We start from the raw sequence: 15572 nt of genomic DNA, 5'->3' as shown, positions 1-15572 counted from the left end.
TGCCGGGATCGACCTTATCTGTGCGTTGAACGTAGCCGAAACAAGGGCACGAAAAAGGGCGGCCTGCCATCGGCAAGCCGCCCTCATGATTTAGCCGGCTACATGCTCAGTGATTGTCGCGCGGCACGCCGCTGGTATGGGCGACGTCCTGGTACTTCACCGCCGGCTTCAGCACCATGCCGGCCGAGAACTGGTCGACCATGCCGCGCTGGATCTCCTGCCACGGTGTCTGGTGCTTGGGGTAGTGATAGCCGCCATTGCCCTGCAGCGCGGCGCGCCGTTTGGCAATCTCCTCGTCGCTGACGAGAATGTTGGCCGTGCCCTTCTTCAAATCGATGCGGACGCGGTCGCCGGTCTTGAGCAGCGCCAGGCCGCCGCCGATCGCGGCTTCCGGCGAGGCGTTGAGGATCGACGGCGAGCCGGAGGTGCCGGACTGGCGGCCGTCGCCAATACAGGCCAGCGAATGGATGCCCTTCTTGATGAGGTAGGCCGGCGGCTGCATGTTGACCACCTCGGCGCCGCCCGGATAGCCGACCGGGCCGGCGCCGCGCATGAACAGGATGGTGTGCTCGTCGATGCCCTGCGCCGGATCGTCGATGCGGGCGTGGTAATCCTCCGGTCCGTCGAAGACGATGGCATTTCCCTCGAAGGCTTCCGGATCGTTCGGGTTGGAGAGGTAGCGCTCGCGGAATTCCGGCGAGATGCCGCTGGTCTTCATGATCGCGGAATCGAACAGATTGCCCTTGAGGTTGATGAAGCCGGCATTGGCCTTGAGCGGCTTGTCGGCGCTGCGGATGACGTCGTGGTTCTCGTTGACGGCGTCCTTGCAATTGTCGCCCATCGTCTTACCGTTGGCGGTGACTGCGCCCGGATGCGGCAGGAGCCCGGCCTTCATCAATTCGGCGACGACCGCCGGCACGCCGCCGGCGTGGTGGTAGTCCTCGCCGAGATACTCGCCTGTCGGCTGCAGGTTGACGAGGAGCGGAATGTTGAGGCCGATCTTCTGCCAGTCGTCATTGTCGAGCGGCACGCCGAGGTGGCGGGCAATCGCGTTCAAGTGGATCGGCGCATTGGTTGAACCGCCGATGGCAGAGTTGACGACGATGGCGTTCTCGAAGGCCTGGCGCGTCATGATGTCGGACGGCTTCAGGTCCTCGTGCACCATGTCGACGATGCGCTTGCCGGTCTCGTAGGCGATCTGGCCGCGCTCGCGATAGGGCGCTGGAATGGCGGCCGAACCGGGGAGCTGCATGCCGAGCGCCTCGGCCAGCGAATTCATCGTGGTGGCGGTGCCCATGGTGTTGCAGTAGCCGGTCGACGGCGCCGAGGAGGCGACAATGTCCATGAACTCGTCATAGTTGATCTCGCCGGCCGAGAGCCGTTGCCGGGATTCCCAGACGATGGTGCCGGAGCCTGTGCGCTTGCCCTTGTGCCAGCCGTTGAGCATCGGGCCGACCGACAGCGCGATTGCCGGAATGTTGACGGTGGCCGCCGCCATCAAGAGCGCGGGCGTGGTCTTGTCGCAGCCGATGGTGAGCACGACGCCGTCGAGCGGATAGCCGTAGAGCACCTCGACGAGGCTGAGATAGGCCAGGTTGCGGTCGAGCGCGGCTGTCGGGCGCTTGCCGGTCTCCTGGATCGGATGGCACGGGAACTCGAAGGGGATGCCGCCCATCGAGACGATGCCTTCGCGCACGCGCTTGGCGAGCTCGAGGTGATGCCGGTTACAGGGCGAGAGGTCGGAACCGGTCTGCGCGATGCCGATCAGTGGCTTGCCCGACATCAGTTCGGCGCGCGTCAGGCCGTAGTTGAGGTAGCGCTCGAGATAGAGCGCTGTCATGCCGGGATTGTCTGGATTGTCGAACCACTCCTGCGAGCGAAATTTCTTCTTCTTGGTGGGGGCGCCTGCCATGGTGGTCTCCGTATTTGTATGACAAATCGATATGACAACGCGCGAGCGCAAGCAAGAGGCAGGCGCCGCCCGAACCCGGACTTTGGTGCGATAGACTTGTTTCGGCCCACGCGCTACGACCAATCGGCATCAGCAAATCGGGGAGGTCTTGATGGCTTTGGTGATCGAAGGCGAGGAGCGGATCGCCGCACCCGTCGAGAAAGTGTGGGAAGCCCTCAACGACCCGGAGATCCTGAAGGAAGCCATTCCCGGTTGCCAGAGCCTGGAGATGAATTCGGCCACCGAGATGGCGGCGACCGTGGTGCTCAAGATCGGACCGATCAAGGCGACCTTCAACGGCGAAGTGACGCTGAAGAACCTCAAGCCGCCGCATTCCTACACCATCCAGGGCGAAGGCAAGGGCGGCATTGCCGGCTTCGCCAAAGGCGGCGCCGACGTGACGCTGACCGCCGACGGGCCGGACTCGACGGTGCTTAAATATGCAGCCAAGGCCGAGGTCGGCGGCAAGATCGCGCAGCTCGGCAGCCGTCTGATCGAATCGACGTCGAAGAAGCTCGCCGGGCAGTTCTTCTCGACGTTTGGCGAGAAGGTCGGCGCCTGACCGAAGGCTATTCGAACACGATGCTCGGCACGGCGGCTTCGGCCGCACCGCGCTCTTGCTGGACCCGCTCCCAGACCTTCGCGGCGATGTCGCGGTAGATTTTCGCCTCCGCGCCCTCGGGCTTGGAGGCGACGACCGGCGCGCCCGCGTCCGAGCTTTCGCGGATACCCATTTCCAGCGGCACCTCGCCGAGGAAGGTGACGCCGAGGCGCTCAGCCTCGCGGCGCGCGCCGCCATGGCCGAAAATATCGTAGCGCTTGCCGGTGTCGGGGGCGAGGAAATAGCTCATATTCTCGACGATGCCGAGCAGCGGCACGTCGACTTTCTTGAACATGTTGAGGCCCTTGCGAGCGTCGATCAGCGCCAGGTCCTGCGGCGTCGAGACGATGACGGCGCCGGCGAGCGGCACCTGCTGGGCCATGGTGAGCTGGGCGTCGCCGGTGCCGGGCGGCATGTCGACCACCAGCACGTCGAGCGGGCCCCATTCGACCTCGCGCAGCATCTGCGTCAGCGCCGACATCACCATCGGGCCGCGCCAGATCATCGGCGTCTCCTCGTCGACGAGGAAGCCCATCGACATCACCTTGAGGCCGTAATTCTGCATCGGCTTCAGCACCTTGCCGTCGACGGTCTGCGGCCGGCCGTGGATGTTGAGCAGCCGGGGCATGGACGGGCCGTAGATATCGGCATCGAGCACGCCGACCTTCAGCCCGTTGGCGGCGAGGCCGAGAGCGAGATTAACCGCGGTGGTCGACTTGCCGACGCCGCCCTTGCCGGAGGCGACGGCGATGATGACGTCGATGCCGGGCACGCCGCGCTTGCCGTGGCTCTGCGATGCGGGCGCGTGCGGCGCGGGACGTTGCGGTGCCGGCTGCGGCGTTGCGGGTCGCGGGGGCGCCGGGCGCGCCGGAACCGGCGCCTCCATGCCGCCGCCCTTTTTCTCGGCGGTCAGCGCGACGACGGCGCTGGCGACGCCGGGGATGGCCTTCACCGCGCGCTCGGCGGCGGCGCGCAGCGGCTCCAGCTCCTGGGCGCGCGCGGCTGGGACGGTGATCGAGAAGAAGACCTTGGAATCGGCGATGAAAATCTCCGAAACCATGCCGAGATCGACGATGTTGCCGGTGAAGTCCGGCCCGTTCACCGTCTTCAGGCGCTCGACGACGGATTCCTTGGTAACGGTCATGATATTTCCTCGGGGCTTTGGCGTTCCAGATAGTGCAGTTTGCCGGCGGAACCAAGCCGTGGCGCAATGGCCCGCCGAGCGTGCCCCGGAAAGCGACGGCTCACGTCGGATTTGCATCGGGATCGAGCTTCGAGCCTGGCCATGGCCAAACGACCCGCCCGCGCTATCTCCACTGTCACCACGACAATCTGTGAAGGAGACCGTCATGCTCCAAAACAGCAATGCGACAGCCAATCTCGCGGTGAAGGACCTGGAGAAGGCCAAGGCGTTCTACGAAGGAACGCTCGGCCTCAAACAAGTTGACGACATGGGCGGCGAGCTGGTCGTCTATAAAAGCGGCGACACAGTCATCAACGTCTATCATTCGCAGTTCGCCGGCACCAACAAGGCGACGGCTGTGACGTGGGCGGTAGGCGACGGGATCGAGCCGATCGTCAAGTCGCTGAGATCGAAGGGCGTCAGTTTCGAGCACTACGAAATGCCTGGACTGACTCTGGAGGGCGACATCCATGTCGGTCAAGGCATGAAGGTCGCCTGGTTCAAGGATCCGGACGGCAATATCCTGAACCTGGTGGGCGAATAGTGACGCGGCGGCGACCCGGGCCGCGTCATGCGGCCAGTCGCGTCGCGAGATAGGTCAACGCCGAAATCGCCGCCGTCGCCGGCAAGGTGATCACCCAGGCGACGACGATGTTTCCGGCGATACCCCAGCGCACGGCCGAGACGCGGCGGGCGGCGCCCACGCCGATGATGGCGCCGGTGATGGTGTGCGTGGTCGAGACCGGGACACCAAGCCATGTGGCGGCGAACAGCGTGATGGCGCCGCCGGTCTCGGCGCAAAAACCCTGCATGGGGTTCAGCCGCGTGATCTTCGAGCCCATGGTGTGGACGATGCGCCAGCCGCCGAACAGCGTACCCAGCGCCAGCGCCGACTGGCAGGTGAGGACCACCCATAGCGGCACATAGAAAGCGGGGCCGAGCGCGCCTTGCGAATAGAGCAGCACGGCTATGATGCCCATGGTCTTCTGCGCGTCGTTGCCGCCATGCCCCAGAGAATAGAGCGAGGCGGAAAAGAACTGCAGCACGCGAAAGGTGTTGTCGACGGCAAACGGCGTCTGGCGCACGAACAGCCAGGAGACGATGGCCACAAGGACGAGCGCCAGCACGAATCCGGTCGCCGGCGAAAGCACGATGGCCGCGACCGTCTTGCCGAGCCCGGACCAGACGATGGCGCCGGTTCCGGCCTTGGCGACGCCCGCGCCGACCAGTCCGCCGATCAGCGCGTGCGAGCTGCTCGACGGAATGCCGGCGACCCAGGTGACGATGTTCCAGACGATGGCCCCGACAAGTGCCGAGAAGATTACCGCCGGCGTGACGATGCTGGCGTCGACGATGCCCTTTCCCACCGTCTCAGCGACATGCAGGCCGAAGAACAGGAAGGCGATGAAATTGAAGAATGCCGCCCAGAACACCGCGTAATGCGGCCTGAGCACCCGGGTGGAGACGATGGTCGCGATCGAGTTGGCGGCATCGTGCAGGCCGTTGAGGAAATCGAAGAACAACGCCACGGCGACGAGGCCGACCAGCAGGGGGAACGCGATCGTTGCTTCCATCGCCTAAACGTTCTCGATGACGATGCCGCTGATCTCATTGGCGACATCCTCGAACCGGTCGACCACTTTCTCCAGCTGGCCATAAATCTCCGAGCCGATCAGATATGCCATGGCGTCGCCGCGGCCGTGACGCTTGAACAGGTCTTTCAGGCCCTGCTCGTGCAGGTCGTCGGCGCGGCCCTCGACGCGCATCACCTCCTCGGCGATGGCGTTGAGACGCGCGGCGTTCGCGCCCACCTTGCCCAACAGCGGGATCGCCTCCGCGACCAACCGGGCAGCCTGGACGATGACGCCGCCCATTTCTCGCATCAGTGGATCGAACTCCCTGACCTCGAACAATTTCACCGTCTTGACGGTTTTGTGCATCATGTCGATGGCGTCATCCATCGATTGGATCAGGTCCTTGATGTCGCCGCGATCGAATGGCGTGATGAAGGAGCGCCTGACGGCAAGCAGGACCTCGGCGGTGATGCCGTCAGCCTCGTTTTCGAGATCGATGATCTTCTGGCACCAGCGGTCGATGTCGTTGCCGCTGAGCAGCTGCTCGAGGGCCTCGGCGCCGCCGACCACGGTGCGCGAATGCCGCTCGAACAGATCGAAGAAGCGATCCTCGCGCGGCAAGAGCTTGCGAAACCAACCCAGCACGTCGTCCTCCTCAATCCGCCCTACCCCCACATAGCGCCATGCGCGGCGCGGGAAAACAGATAGCCGGCTCAAAAATGTGGACGAGATCCGATTGCGCGTATGTCTTGCGAAGCGATGCGATTTCCCCGACCTTGGGGCGAACGCCGCGGACCGGATGGCATGATCGACAAGCTGGAATTCTTTATCGCCTTGGCCAAGGAGGAGCATTTCGGCCGGGCCGCGGAGGTGTGCGGCGTCACCCAGCCGACCTTGTCGGCCGGCATCAAGCAGCTCGAGGAGCAGCTCGGCGTCATGCTGGTGCTGCGCGGTTCGCGCTTCCAGGGCCTGACGCCGGAAGGCAAGCAGGTGCTGGGCTGGGCGCGTCGCATCGTCGGCGATACAAGGACCATGCGCGAGGAGATGCGGGCGGCGCGCCACGGCCTGTCCGGGCGCATCCGCATCGCCGCGATACCGACGGCGCTGGCCATGGTGGCGCGGCTGACCACGCCGTTCCGCGAAAAGCACCCGGGCGTCACCTTCTCGGTGCTGTCGCGCACCTCGATCGAGGTGCTGTCGCTGCTCGGCAATTTCGATGTCGACGCCGGCATCACCTATCTCGACAACGAGCCGCTCGGACGCGTCACCAGCGTGCCGCTCTATGACGAGCGCTATCAGCTGATCACGGCGGTCGGGAACCCCTATTTTGACCGCGACAAAGTGACGTGGGCCGAGATCAGCCATCTGCCGCTCTGTCTTCTTACGCCGGACATGCAGAACCGCCGCATCATCGACCAGCATCTGGCGGAAGCCGGCGTGCAGGTGCGGCCGACGCTGGAATCCAATTCGATGATCGTGCTGTTCTCGCATATCCGTACCGGCAAATGGTCGTCAATCATGCCGCTCAACCTTGCGGAAACATTCGGCTTTTCCGAGCCCATCCGGGCGATCCCCATCGTCGAGCCGGATGCCAGCCACACGGTCGGGCTGGTGGCGGCGCCACGCGAGCCGCACACGCCGCTGGTGCAGGCGCTTCTGGACGAGGCGATGGCGCTGGCGGACGATTTCCGCGCCCATCGCTAGGCTAGACAATGCGAGCCGCCGCATTTTGATAGAAAATTTCTATCAAGCGACGGGAGCGCTTTATTGATTTCAGGGGTTTCCTCTGATTTCGTAAGGACTTAGCGATATTGCGCCCTATGCATGTCGTTGCCCCGAAAACGCTCTATATCCAGGGGTGACATACATTGGCCGCCACGACCAGGGAGGGCGCTGCGTGACCATGCAGGCCGCAAGTACCGAGATCGCGTCGCGCACGGCGGCGATCGTTGACGAGATGAAGGGCCTCGAAGGCCCGCTGCTGCCGATCCTGCACAGCATACAGGAAGAGTTCGGGCACGTTCCGAAGGACGCTCTGCCGGTGATCGCCGATGGGCTGAACCTTTCCCGGGCCGAGGTGCACGGCGTGGTCAGCTTCTACCACGATTTCCGCGCCAAGCCTGCCGGACGGCACGTGCTGAAGCTCTGCCAGGCGGAAGCCTGCCAGTCGATGGGCTCGGACGCCGTCGCGGCCAAGGTCAAGCAGTTGCTCGGCATCGATTTCCACGAGACCGCCCGCGACGGATCGGTTACACTGGAGCCGGTCTATTGCCTCGGGCTTTGCGCCTGCTCGCCGTCGGCGATGCTCGACGGCGAAGTCATCGGCCGGCTCGATGACGAGAAGATCGAAGAGATCGTCGCGGAGGTGCGTTCATGATCCCGCGCATCTATATCCCCTGCGATTCCGGCGCCATCGCGCTCGGCGCCGATAAGGTCGCCAGGGCGATCGAAGCCGAGCTCAAGGAACGCGGCGTCGAGGCCAAGATCGTGCGCAACGGCTCGCGCGGCGCCTATTTCCTGGAGCCGATGGTCGAGGTGGCCACCGAGACGGGCCGCGTCGCCTATGGCCCGGTCAAGCCGTCCGACGTCAAAAGCCTGTTCGACAGCGGCTTCCTCAAGGGCGGCCACCACAAGCGCTGGCTGGGCGCGCCCGACAAGATCCCCTTCTTCGCCAAGCAGACGCGCCTGACCTTCGCACGCTGCGGCATCAACGACCCGCTGTCGCTCGACGCCTACAAGTCGCTGGGCGGTTTGCGCGGCCTGCAGAACGCCGTCGCCATGGCGCCGGCCGAAATCGTCAAGCAGGTGACCGAGTCGGGCCTGCGCGGTCGCGGCGGCGCCGGCTTCCCGACCGGCATCAAGTGGAAGACGGTGCTGGATACGGCGGGCGCGCAGAAATACATCGTCTGCAACGCCGACGAGGGCGACAGCGCCACTTTCGCCGACCGCATGATCATGGAAGGCGATCCCTTCGTGCTGATCGAAGGCATGGCGATCGCCGGCATCGCCACCGGTGCGACCAAGGGTTTCGTCTATATCCGCTCGGAATATCCGCATGCGGTGGCGACGATGAACAGGGCCGTCGCGATCGCGCGCCAGGCGGGCGTGCTCGGCGTCAATGTGCTGGGTTCGCCCAACGCCTTCGACATGGAAATCCGCGTCGGCGCCGGCGCCTATGTCTGCGGCGAGGAAACCTCGCTCTTGAACAGCCTCGAAGGCAAGCGCGGCGTCGTGCGCGCCAAGCCGCCGCTGCCGGCCATCCAAGGGTTGTTCGGCAAGCCGACGGTGATCAACAATGTAATCAGCCTGGCCTCGGTGCCGATCATCATGGACAAGGGCGCGGCCTACTACAAGGATTTCGGCATGGGCCGCTCTCGCGGCACGATCCCGATCCAGATCGCGGGCAATGTCAAAAATGGCGGCCTGTTCGAGACGGCCTTCGGCCTGACGCTCGGCGAGATCGTCGACGAGATCGGCGGCGGCACGGCTTCGGGCCGTCCGGTGAAGGCGGTGCAGGTCGGAGGACCGCTCGGCGCCTATTTCCCGCGCGCTTTGTTCGACACGCCCTTCGATTACGAGGAATTCGCCAAGCGCGACGGACTGATCGGCCATGCCGGCATCACCGTATTCGACGAGACGGCCGACATGCTGAAGCAGGCGCGCTTCGCCATGGAGTTCTGCGCCATCGAAAGCTGCGGCAAGTGCACGCCCTGCCGGATCGGCTCGACGCGCGGCGTGGAGGTCCTGGACAAGGTCGCCGCGGGCATCGAGGCGGAGAAGAACCTCGCCCTGGTCACTGACCTCTGCAACACGATGAAGTTCGGATCGCTCTGCGCGCTGGGCGGCTTCACGCCCTATCCGGTGATGAGTTCGATCACGCACTTCCCCGAGGATTTCAAGCCCGCGCCGGCGCGCGTGGCGGCTGAATAGGAGCTGGCAGATGAACATCAAGGCCGACTTCCCGACACTCATCGAAGAGATCGACTACGGAACACCGGAGTCGAAGGCGACGAAGCAGGTCACGCTCACCGTCGACGGGCAGAGCATCACGGTGCCTGAGGGCACGTCGATCATGCGCGCGGCGATGGAAGGCGGGATCGAGATCCCGAAGCTCTGCGCCACCGACATGCTGGACTCCTTCGGCTCCTGCCGCGTCTGCCTGGTCGAGATCGAAGGGCGCGGCGGCACGCCGGCCTCCTGCACGACGCCCGTTGCGGAGGGCATCGTGGTGCGCACGCAGTCGGACCGGCTCGATGCCATCCGCCGCGGCGTCATGGAGCTCTACGTCTCCGACCATCCGACCGGCTGGAACGAGAAGGCCGGCACCGGCGCCAGCGAGTTCGACGCGGTGGCGAAGTCGGTCGGTCTTACCGAGAACCGCTACGGCGTCGAGGGCCGCAACCACGTCAAGCAGGAGAATGGCGTCGCGCCCGGCCACGGCTCCTTGGCCGTCGACTATATCGCCCGCGACGAATCCAACCCCTATTTCACCTACGACCCGGCACAGTGCATCGTCTGCTCGCGCTGCGTGCGCGCTTGCGAAGAGGTGCAGGGCACCTTCGCGCTGACCATCGAGGGCCGCGGCTTCGAATCGCGCATGGTCGCCGGGATGCATGAGGATTTCATCGCTTCCGAATGTGTCTCCTGCGGCGCCTGCGTGCAGGCCTGCCCGACCGACGCGCTGCGCGAGAAGACGGTGCTCGAAAAGGGCATGCCGGAGCGCTCGGCCGTCACCACCTGCGCCTATTGCGGCGTCGGCTGCTCGTTCAAGGCCGAGGTGAAGGATGACGAGGTCATCCGCATGATGCCCTACAAGGACGGCCAGGCAAACCACGGCCATTCCTGCGTCAAGGGCCGTTTCGCCTATGGCTACGCCACCCACAAGGACCGCATCCTGTCGCCGATGATCCGCGAGAAGATCACCGATCCGTGGCGCGAAGTGTCGTGGGAAGAGGCGATCGCGCACACGGCGAAGGAATTCCGCCGCATCCAGTATCAGTATGGACGCACCGCGATCGGCGGCATCACCTCCTCGCGCTGCACGAACGAGGAGACCTATCTCGTTCAGAAGCTGGTGCGGCAGGGCTTCCGCAACAACAATGTCGACACCTGCGCCCGCGTCTGCCACTCGCCGACCGGTTACGGGCTCGGCCAGACCTACGGTACTTCGGCCGGCACGCAGGATTTCGACTCCGTCGAATACACCGATGTCGCCGTTATCATCGGCGCCAATCCGGCTTCCGCACATCCGGTGTTCGCCTCGCGGCTGAAGAAGCGGCTGCGCCAGGGCGCCAAGCTGATCGTGCTCGATCCGCGGCGCACCGAGATGGTCAAGTCGGCGCATGTCGAGGCGGACTACCACCTTCCGCTGAAGCCCGGCACCAATGTGGCGGTGCTGACGGCGCTGGCGCATGTCATCGTCACCGAGGGGCTCTACAATGAAGCCTTCATCCGTGAGCGCTGCGACTGGGCCGAGTTCCAGGACTGGGCATCCTTCGTCGCGCTGCCGGAAAACAGCCCCGAGGTTGTCGGCAAGCTGTCCGGCGTCGACCCGGAAGCCATCCGGGGTGCCGCGCGGCTCTACGCCAAGGGCGGCAACGGCGCGATCTATTACGGCCTCGGCGTCACCGAGCACAGCCAGGGATCGACCACGGTGATGGCGATCGCCAATCTCGCGATGGCCACTGGCAACATCGGCCGTCCGGGCGTCGGCGTGAACCCGCTGCGCGGCCAGAACAATGTGCAGGGCTCCTGCGACATGGGCTCGTTCCCGCATGAGCTGCCGGGCTACCGCCACATCTCGGGCGACGCGGTGCGCGACATCTATGAGAGCCTGTGGGGCGTGAAGCTGGACGAAGAGCCCGGCCTGCGCATTCCCAACATGCTGGACGCCGCCGTCGACGGCTCGTTCAAGGGCATCTACATCCAGGGCGAGGACATCCTGCAGTCCGATCCGGACACCAAGCATGTCGCTGGCGGCCTCGCCGCGATGGAATGCGTGGTCGTGCACGACCTCTTCCTCAACGAGACGGCGAACTACGCTCATGTCTTCCTGCCGGGCTCGACCTTCCTCGAGAAGGACGGCACCTTCACCAATGCCGAGCGCCGCATCAACATGGTGCGCAAGGTACTGGAGCCGAAGGCGCGCTACGCCGACTGGGAAGCGACGCAAGAGCTTGCCCGGGCCATCGGGCTCGACTGGAACTACACGCATCCGTCGCAGATCATGGACGAAATCGCCAAGACGACGCCGAGCTTTGCCGGCGTCTCGTTCGAGCTGCTCGATCGCGTCGGCTCGGTGCAGTGGCCCTGCAATGAGAAGGCGCCGCTCGGCACGCCGATCATGCATGTCGACGGCTTCGTGCGCGGCAAGGGCAAGTTCATCCGCACCGAATATGTGGCGACGGACGAGCGGACCGGCCCGCGCTATCCGCTGCTGCTCACCACAGGACGTATCCTGTCCCAGTACAATGTCGGCGCGCAGACAAGGCGCACCGGAAACATTGCCTGGCATGCCGAGGACCGGCTGGAGATCCATCCGCATGACGCCGAGGTCCGCGGCGTCCGCGACGGCGACTGGGTGCGGCTGGCGAGCCGCTCCGGCGAAACGACGCTGCGCGCGCTGATCACCGACCGCGTCTCACCCGGCGTCGTCTACACGACGTTCCACCATCCGGACACGCAGGCCAACGTGATCACCACCGACTTCTCGGACTGGGCGACCAACTGTCCGGAATACAAGGTCACCGCCGTGCAGGTGGCGCCGTCCAACGGCCCGACCGACTGGCAGAAGGACTATAACGAACAGGCCAGGCAGAGCCGTCGGATCGCCCCGCTGGCGGCGGCGGAGTAGTCTTGGCCGCGCGCCGCAAAGCGACGACGCAAATATCGCGGCTGGCGCATCGCGCCGGCGGCACCGTTGCCGCGGCCCGCATGGTGCCGGAAGAGACGCCGGTGGCGTTCTCCTTTGCCGGCACCACCCATGCGGTGATGATGGCAAGCCCGGCGGATTTCGAGGATTTCGCGCTCGGCTTCTCGCTGACCGAAGGCATCATCGCCGACCCGGCGGAGATCGAGGCGATCGAGGTCGAGGAGCTCGGAGCCGGCATCGATATCCAGATCCGGCTGAAGGACCAGGCCAACACGCGCTTCCAGGCGCGGCGGCGGCGACTGGCCGGGCCCGTCGGCTGCGGCTTGTGCGGCATCGAATCCATCGAGGAGGCGATGCGCTCGGTCGACGTGGTCGGCGCGTCGAAACTTACGCTTGAGGCCGAAGACGTCATCCGTTCGGTCAAGCTCCTGTCGAAGCAGCAGCCGCTGCACATCGAGACCGGCGCGGTGCACGCCGCCGGCTTCTACGTCCCAGGCAAAGGCATCGTGATGGCGCGTGAGGATGTCGGCCGCCACAATGCGCTCGACAAGCTTGCCGGCGCGCTGGCCAAGGCCGGCATCGATGGCGCCAGCGGCGCCGTCGTGGTGACCTCGCGCGTCTCGGTCGAGATGGTGCAGAAGACAGCGGCCATTGGTGCTTCGATCATCATGGCGGTCTCGGCGCCGACCGCGCTCGCCATCCGCACGGCAGAGGCCGCCGGCATGACGCTGGTGGCACTGGTGCGCGGGGACGATTTCGATATTTTCACCCACCCCGAACGGGTGGTTTCCGGAGTTGCCAAGCATGTCGCATGACGAAGACCACATCGCCAGCACCAAGGAAAAGCTGGTGCGTATGGCCAACCAGATCGCCACCTTTTTCCACTCGAAGCCGCGCGAGGAAGGCATCGCCGGCGTTGCCGAGCACATCAACAAGTTCTGGGAGCCCAGGATGCGGCGTCAGTTCTTCGAGCTGCTCGACGGCGACGCGGAGGATTTCGACGAGCTGGTGCTTGCCGCCTCGCCCAAGATCAAGCGGCCGCAGACGCCGCAGCAGGCCGATGCGGACCTGGGTTACGTCAGACCTGCCGAGGCCGCAGGCGCCACGCCCCGGAAATAGGCCGGACAAACTCCCGTTCGCCGAACGTCTTATATTCCCGCTTTCTAAAGTTCTTCTGCCTTAGACGGACCATTTCTGCTATGGTCGGCGACAGGAAATCGTCTGGCCGGGCGGGTAGTTTGCGTGAGGCCGATCGAGACCAGATACGCGCGCAGCGGAGAGGTGCGGATCGCCTATCAGGTGGTCGGCCAGGGTGCGTTCGACCTGGTCTTCGTGCCGGGCTTCATCTCCAATCTCGATCTGCATTGGGAAGACGAAGGCTACAGCCGCCTGTTGAAACGGCTTTCCGCCTTCTCGCGGCTGATCCTGTTCGACAAGCGCGGCACCGGGCTTTCCGACCGCGTCGACAGCCGCCTCCTGCCCAGTCTGGAGACCCGCATGGACGACGTGCGCGCGGTGATGGACGCCGCCGGCAGCGGCCGGGCGGCGATCCTCGGCGCCTCGGAAGGCGCGCCGATGGCGATGCTGTTCGCCGCCACCTATCCGGAGCGGACGCGGGCGCTCGTGCTTTATGGCGGCTATGCGCATTTCCACAGATGGGTGATGCCGCCGGAGCGTCTGGAAGCCTTCATCGAGATGGCGGAGACATCGTGGGGCACTGGCGCGACCTTGCCCAATTTCGCGCCGGGCCGGGTCGACGACGCTCATTTCGCCCAATGGTGGGCCCGGTTCGAGCGATTGTCGGCCAGCCCGACGGCCGCGGCAGCGCTTGCCCGCATGAACGCCGATGTCGACGTGCGCGATATCCTGGCGATGATCAGCGCGCCGACGCTGCTCATCCATCGCCGCAACGACGCGCGGGTCGACCCCGACGCCAGCCGCTTCCTTGCAAAGAAGATCCCGCATGCCCGGCTGGTCGAGATAGCGGGGCGCGATCATCCGATCTGGACCGGCGATGTCGATCGCGTGGCCGACCTGATCGAGGAATGTCTCACCGGGGAACCTGCGGTAGCCGACACCGAGCGCGTGCTGGCGGCGCTGCTGGTGACGCGGATCTATGACACGGCCAAGCTCGGCGACCGCATGTGGAGCGAGCGCAGCCAGYGCTTCCAGGAAACCTGGCGGCTTTTGGTCGGGCGCCACGGCGGACGCGCGGCCGGCACGCATGGTGAATTGATGGTGTCGCGCTTCGACGGACCGGCGCGCGCCATACGCTGCGCCGCGGCGCTGCGCGAGGCGGCGCAGCAGATCGGCGTGGCGAGCGCGCAAGGCGCGCATGTCGGCGAGATCGAAACGCGCGGCCAGCCGGTCGGGCTGACCGCGCGGGTGACCATGCAGCTCGCCGCCCATGCGCGGCGCGGCGACATCCTGGCTTCGCGGCTGGTCGCCGATCTCGCGGTGGGCTCCGGCCTGCATTTCGTCGATGCTGGCCGCGTCAGCCTCGATGAGCTGGATGAGCCTGTGCCGGTGGTTCTGGCGACGTCGGAGCAGCATCTGGAGCCGGCCTGCCGGCCCAAGGGAAGGCCGGCCGAGCCGATGGCGCTGACGGCGCGGGAAAGCGAGGTGGTGAACCTGATCGCCGACGGCAAGAGCAATGCCGCGATCGCCGCCGAGCTCAGCCTCAGCGAGCATACGGTCAAGCGGCACGTCGCCAACATCCTGCTCAAGCTCGACCTGCCGTCGCGGGCGGCGGCGGCGGCTTTTTCGGCGAGGCATGCTGGCCCGGACGGGCCATGAAAGCCATGGCGCTTTCGGGGGAAGCGCCCGGAGCGCCGCAAGCAGTACGAATTCTTCCCATGCAGGCCGGGCGATGTCGCCGTGACGGCACTGCGAATGGAGGATGAAATGCTGAAACTCAGTCGCAAGATCGGATTGCTGGCATTTGCCGCGGGCGCATTGCTGGCCGTAAGTTCGGCGCATGYCGAAGACGCGTCGGCCACTGCCGCCTACAAGGACATCCAGGCCACGCTCGGCTCGGTGCCCGACATGTTCAAGACGCTTCCCGACGTCGCCGTTGCCGGCGCCTGGGCCGAGATCAAGGGCGTCCAGCTCAACCCCAACACCGCGCTCAACGGCAAGACCAAGGAGCTGATGGGTCTGGCGGTCGCCTCGCAGATCCCCTGCCAGTACTGCATCTATTTCCACACGCTGGCGGCCAAGGCCAACGGCGCCAGCGACGAGGAGATCAAGGAGGCCGTGGCGATGGCGGCGATCGTGCGCCACTGGTCGACGATGCTCAACGGCAGCCAGGTCGATCTCGCCACCTTCAAGAAGCAGACCGACGACCTGTTCGCGGCAGTCAAAGCCAAGTCGCAGTGAACGAAATCCTGCCC

Annotated in this window: 14 protein-coding genes; 10 read left to right on the top strand and 4 right to left on the bottom strand. The window is 65.3% G+C overall.

Features of this window, described 5'->3' with window-relative positions; all coding sequences use genetic code 11:
• Window positions 1–106 precede the first annotated feature (106 nt).
• Window positions 107–1912, bottom strand: a complete 1806-nt coding sequence (locus LCM4577_RS04140; RefSeq protein ID WP_040986069.1) for an IlvD/Edd family dehydratase — start codon at window positions 1910–1912, stop codon at window positions 107–109.
• Window positions 1913–2063: 151 nt separating this feature from the next.
• Between LCM4577_RS04140 and LCM4577_RS04135 the strand changes: the two genes are divergently transcribed.
• On the top strand, window positions 2064–2513 hold the full coding sequence (locus tag LCM4577_RS04135) for a carbon monoxide dehydrogenase subunit G (RefSeq protein ID WP_040986070.1): 450 nt from the start codon (window positions 2064–2066) through the stop codon (window positions 2511–2513).
• A 7-nt stretch (window positions 2514–2520) separates the two neighbouring features.
• On the opposite strand, the gene LCM4577_RS04130 is transcribed toward LCM4577_RS04135, so the two are convergent.
• A complete protein-coding gene (locus LCM4577_RS04130) occupies window positions 2521–3696 on the bottom strand; it encodes an Mrp/NBP35 family ATP-binding protein (RefSeq protein WP_071069734.1) in 1176 nt (391 codons plus the stop codon).
• Window positions 3697–3901: 205 nt separating this feature from the next.
• Between LCM4577_RS04130 and LCM4577_RS04125 the strand changes: the two genes are divergently transcribed.
• The gene (locus LCM4577_RS04125; RefSeq protein ID WP_071069732.1) at window positions 3902–4279 is read left to right on the top strand and encodes a VOC family protein; all 378 of its coding nucleotides are present in this window, start codon (window positions 3902–3904) and stop codon (window positions 4277–4279) included.
• 25 nt (window positions 4280–4304) lie between these two features.
• Here LCM4577_RS04125 and LCM4577_RS04120 read toward each other — a convergent pair whose 3' ends face one another.
• Entirely contained in the window at window positions 4305–5309 is a 1005-nt protein-coding gene (locus LCM4577_RS04120; RefSeq protein WP_040986073.1) for an inorganic phosphate transporter, read from the bottom strand.
• A 3-nt stretch (window positions 5310–5312) separates the two neighbouring features.
• The gene (locus LCM4577_RS04115) at window positions 5313–5954 is read right to left on the bottom strand and encodes a DUF47 domain-containing protein (protein WP_041001445.1); all 642 of its coding nucleotides are present in this window, start codon (window positions 5952–5954) and stop codon (window positions 5313–5315) included.
• Window positions 5955–6113: 159 nt separating this feature from the next.
• Here LCM4577_RS04115 and LCM4577_RS04110 point away from each other — a divergent pair, with 159 nt between their 5' ends.
• The 8 genes from LCM4577_RS04110 (at window position 6114) to LCM4577_RS04075 (ending at window position 15558) form a co-directional block, all read left to right on the top strand.
• Entirely contained in the window at window positions 6114–7013 is a 900-nt protein-coding gene (locus tag LCM4577_RS04110) for a LysR family transcriptional regulator (protein WP_040986075.1), read from the top strand.
• A gap of 193 nt (window positions 7014–7206) precedes the next feature.
• On the top strand, window positions 7207–7686 hold the full coding sequence (locus LCM4577_RS04105; RefSeq protein WP_071036356.1) for a formate dehydrogenase subunit gamma: 480 nt from the start codon (window positions 7207–7209) through the stop codon (window positions 7684–7686).
• Window positions 7683–9239, top strand: coding sequence for an NADH-quinone oxidoreductase subunit NuoF (locus LCM4577_RS04100; protein ID WP_071069730.1), 1557 nt, complete (start codon window positions 7683–7685; stop codon window positions 9237–9239). The genes LCM4577_RS04105 and LCM4577_RS04100 overlap by 4 nt, the downstream gene beginning before the upstream one ends.
• A 10-nt stretch (window positions 9240–9249) precedes the next feature.
• Window positions 9250–12162, top strand: a complete 2913-nt coding sequence (fdhF, locus tag LCM4577_RS04095) for a formate dehydrogenase subunit alpha (RefSeq protein WP_071069728.1) — start codon at window positions 9250–9252, stop codon at window positions 12160–12162.
• A 2-nt stretch (window positions 12163–12164) separates the two neighbouring features.
• Window positions 12165–12995 carry a formate dehydrogenase accessory sulfurtransferase FdhD gene (fdhD, locus tag LCM4577_RS04090; RefSeq protein ID WP_071069726.1) on the top strand — a complete coding sequence of 277 codons (831 nt, stop codon included), beginning with the start codon at window positions 12165–12167 and terminating at the stop codon, window positions 12993–12995.
• Window positions 12985–13299: a formate dehydrogenase subunit delta gene (locus tag LCM4577_RS04085; RefSeq protein ID WP_040986080.1), complete on the top strand. Its 315-nt coding sequence runs from the start codon at window positions 12985–12987 to the stop codon at window positions 13297–13299. Before fdhD ends, LCM4577_RS04085 begins: the two co-directional genes overlap by 11 nt.
• A 123-nt stretch (window positions 13300–13422) precedes the next feature.
• Window positions 13423–14976, top strand: coding sequence for an alpha/beta fold hydrolase (locus LCM4577_RS04080; RefSeq protein ID WP_071069724.1), 1554 nt, complete (start codon window positions 13423–13425; stop codon window positions 14974–14976).
• Between the two features lie 108 nt (window positions 14977–15084).
• The gene (locus tag LCM4577_RS04075) at window positions 15085–15558 is read left to right on the top strand and encodes a carboxymuconolactone decarboxylase family protein (protein ID WP_071069722.1); all 474 of its coding nucleotides are present in this window, start codon (window positions 15085–15087) and stop codon (window positions 15556–15558) included.
• The last annotated feature ends 14 nt before the right edge of the window (window positions 15559–15572 follow it).

Source organism: Mesorhizobium sp. LCM 4577 (genome assembly GCF_001854795.2).
In the GTDB taxonomy this organism is placed as follows: Bacteria; Pseudomonadota; Alphaproteobacteria; order Rhizobiales; family Rhizobiaceae; genus Mesorhizobium; species Mesorhizobium plurifarium.
The sequence above is the reverse complement of the archived record's forward strand: the minus strand, read 5'-3'. Positions and strand labels throughout refer to the sequence as shown.

Bases quoted from the DNA above. Each gene is read 5' to 3' on its own strand.
- fdhF (WP_071069728.1), top strand. From the start codon at position 9,250: ATGAACATCAAGGCCGACTTCCCGACACTCATCGAAGAGATCGACTAC.
- LCM4577_RS04135 (WP_040986070.1), top strand. From the start codon at position 2,064: ATGGCTTTGGTGATCGAAGGCGAGGAGCGGATCGCCGCACCCGTCGAG.
- LCM4577_RS04110 (WP_040986075.1), top strand. From the start codon at position 6,114: ATGATCGACAAGCTGGAATTCTTTATCGCCTTGGCCAAGGAGGAGCAT.
- LCM4577_RS04130 (WP_071069734.1), bottom strand. From the start codon at position 3,696: ATGACCGTTACCAAGGAATCCGTCGTCGAGCGCCTGAAGACGGTGAAC.
- LCM4577_RS04140 (WP_040986069.1), bottom strand. From the start codon at position 1,912: ATGGCAGGCGCCCCCACCAAGAAGAAGAAATTTCGCTCGCAGGAGTGG.
- LCM4577_RS04120 (WP_040986073.1), bottom strand. From the start codon at position 5,309: ATGGAAGCAACGATCGCGTTCCCCCTGCTGGTCGGCCTCGTCGCCGTG.
- LCM4577_RS04100 (WP_071069730.1), top strand. From the start codon at position 7,683: ATGATCCCGCGCATCTATATCCCCTGCGATTCCGGCGCCATCGCGCTC.
- LCM4577_RS04125 (WP_071069732.1), top strand. From the start codon at position 3,902: ATGCTCCAAAACAGCAATGCGACAGCCAATCTCGCGGTGAAGGACCTG.
- LCM4577_RS04085 (WP_040986080.1), top strand. From the start codon at position 12,985: ATGTCGCATGACGAAGACCACATCGCCAGCACCAAGGAAAAGCTGGTG.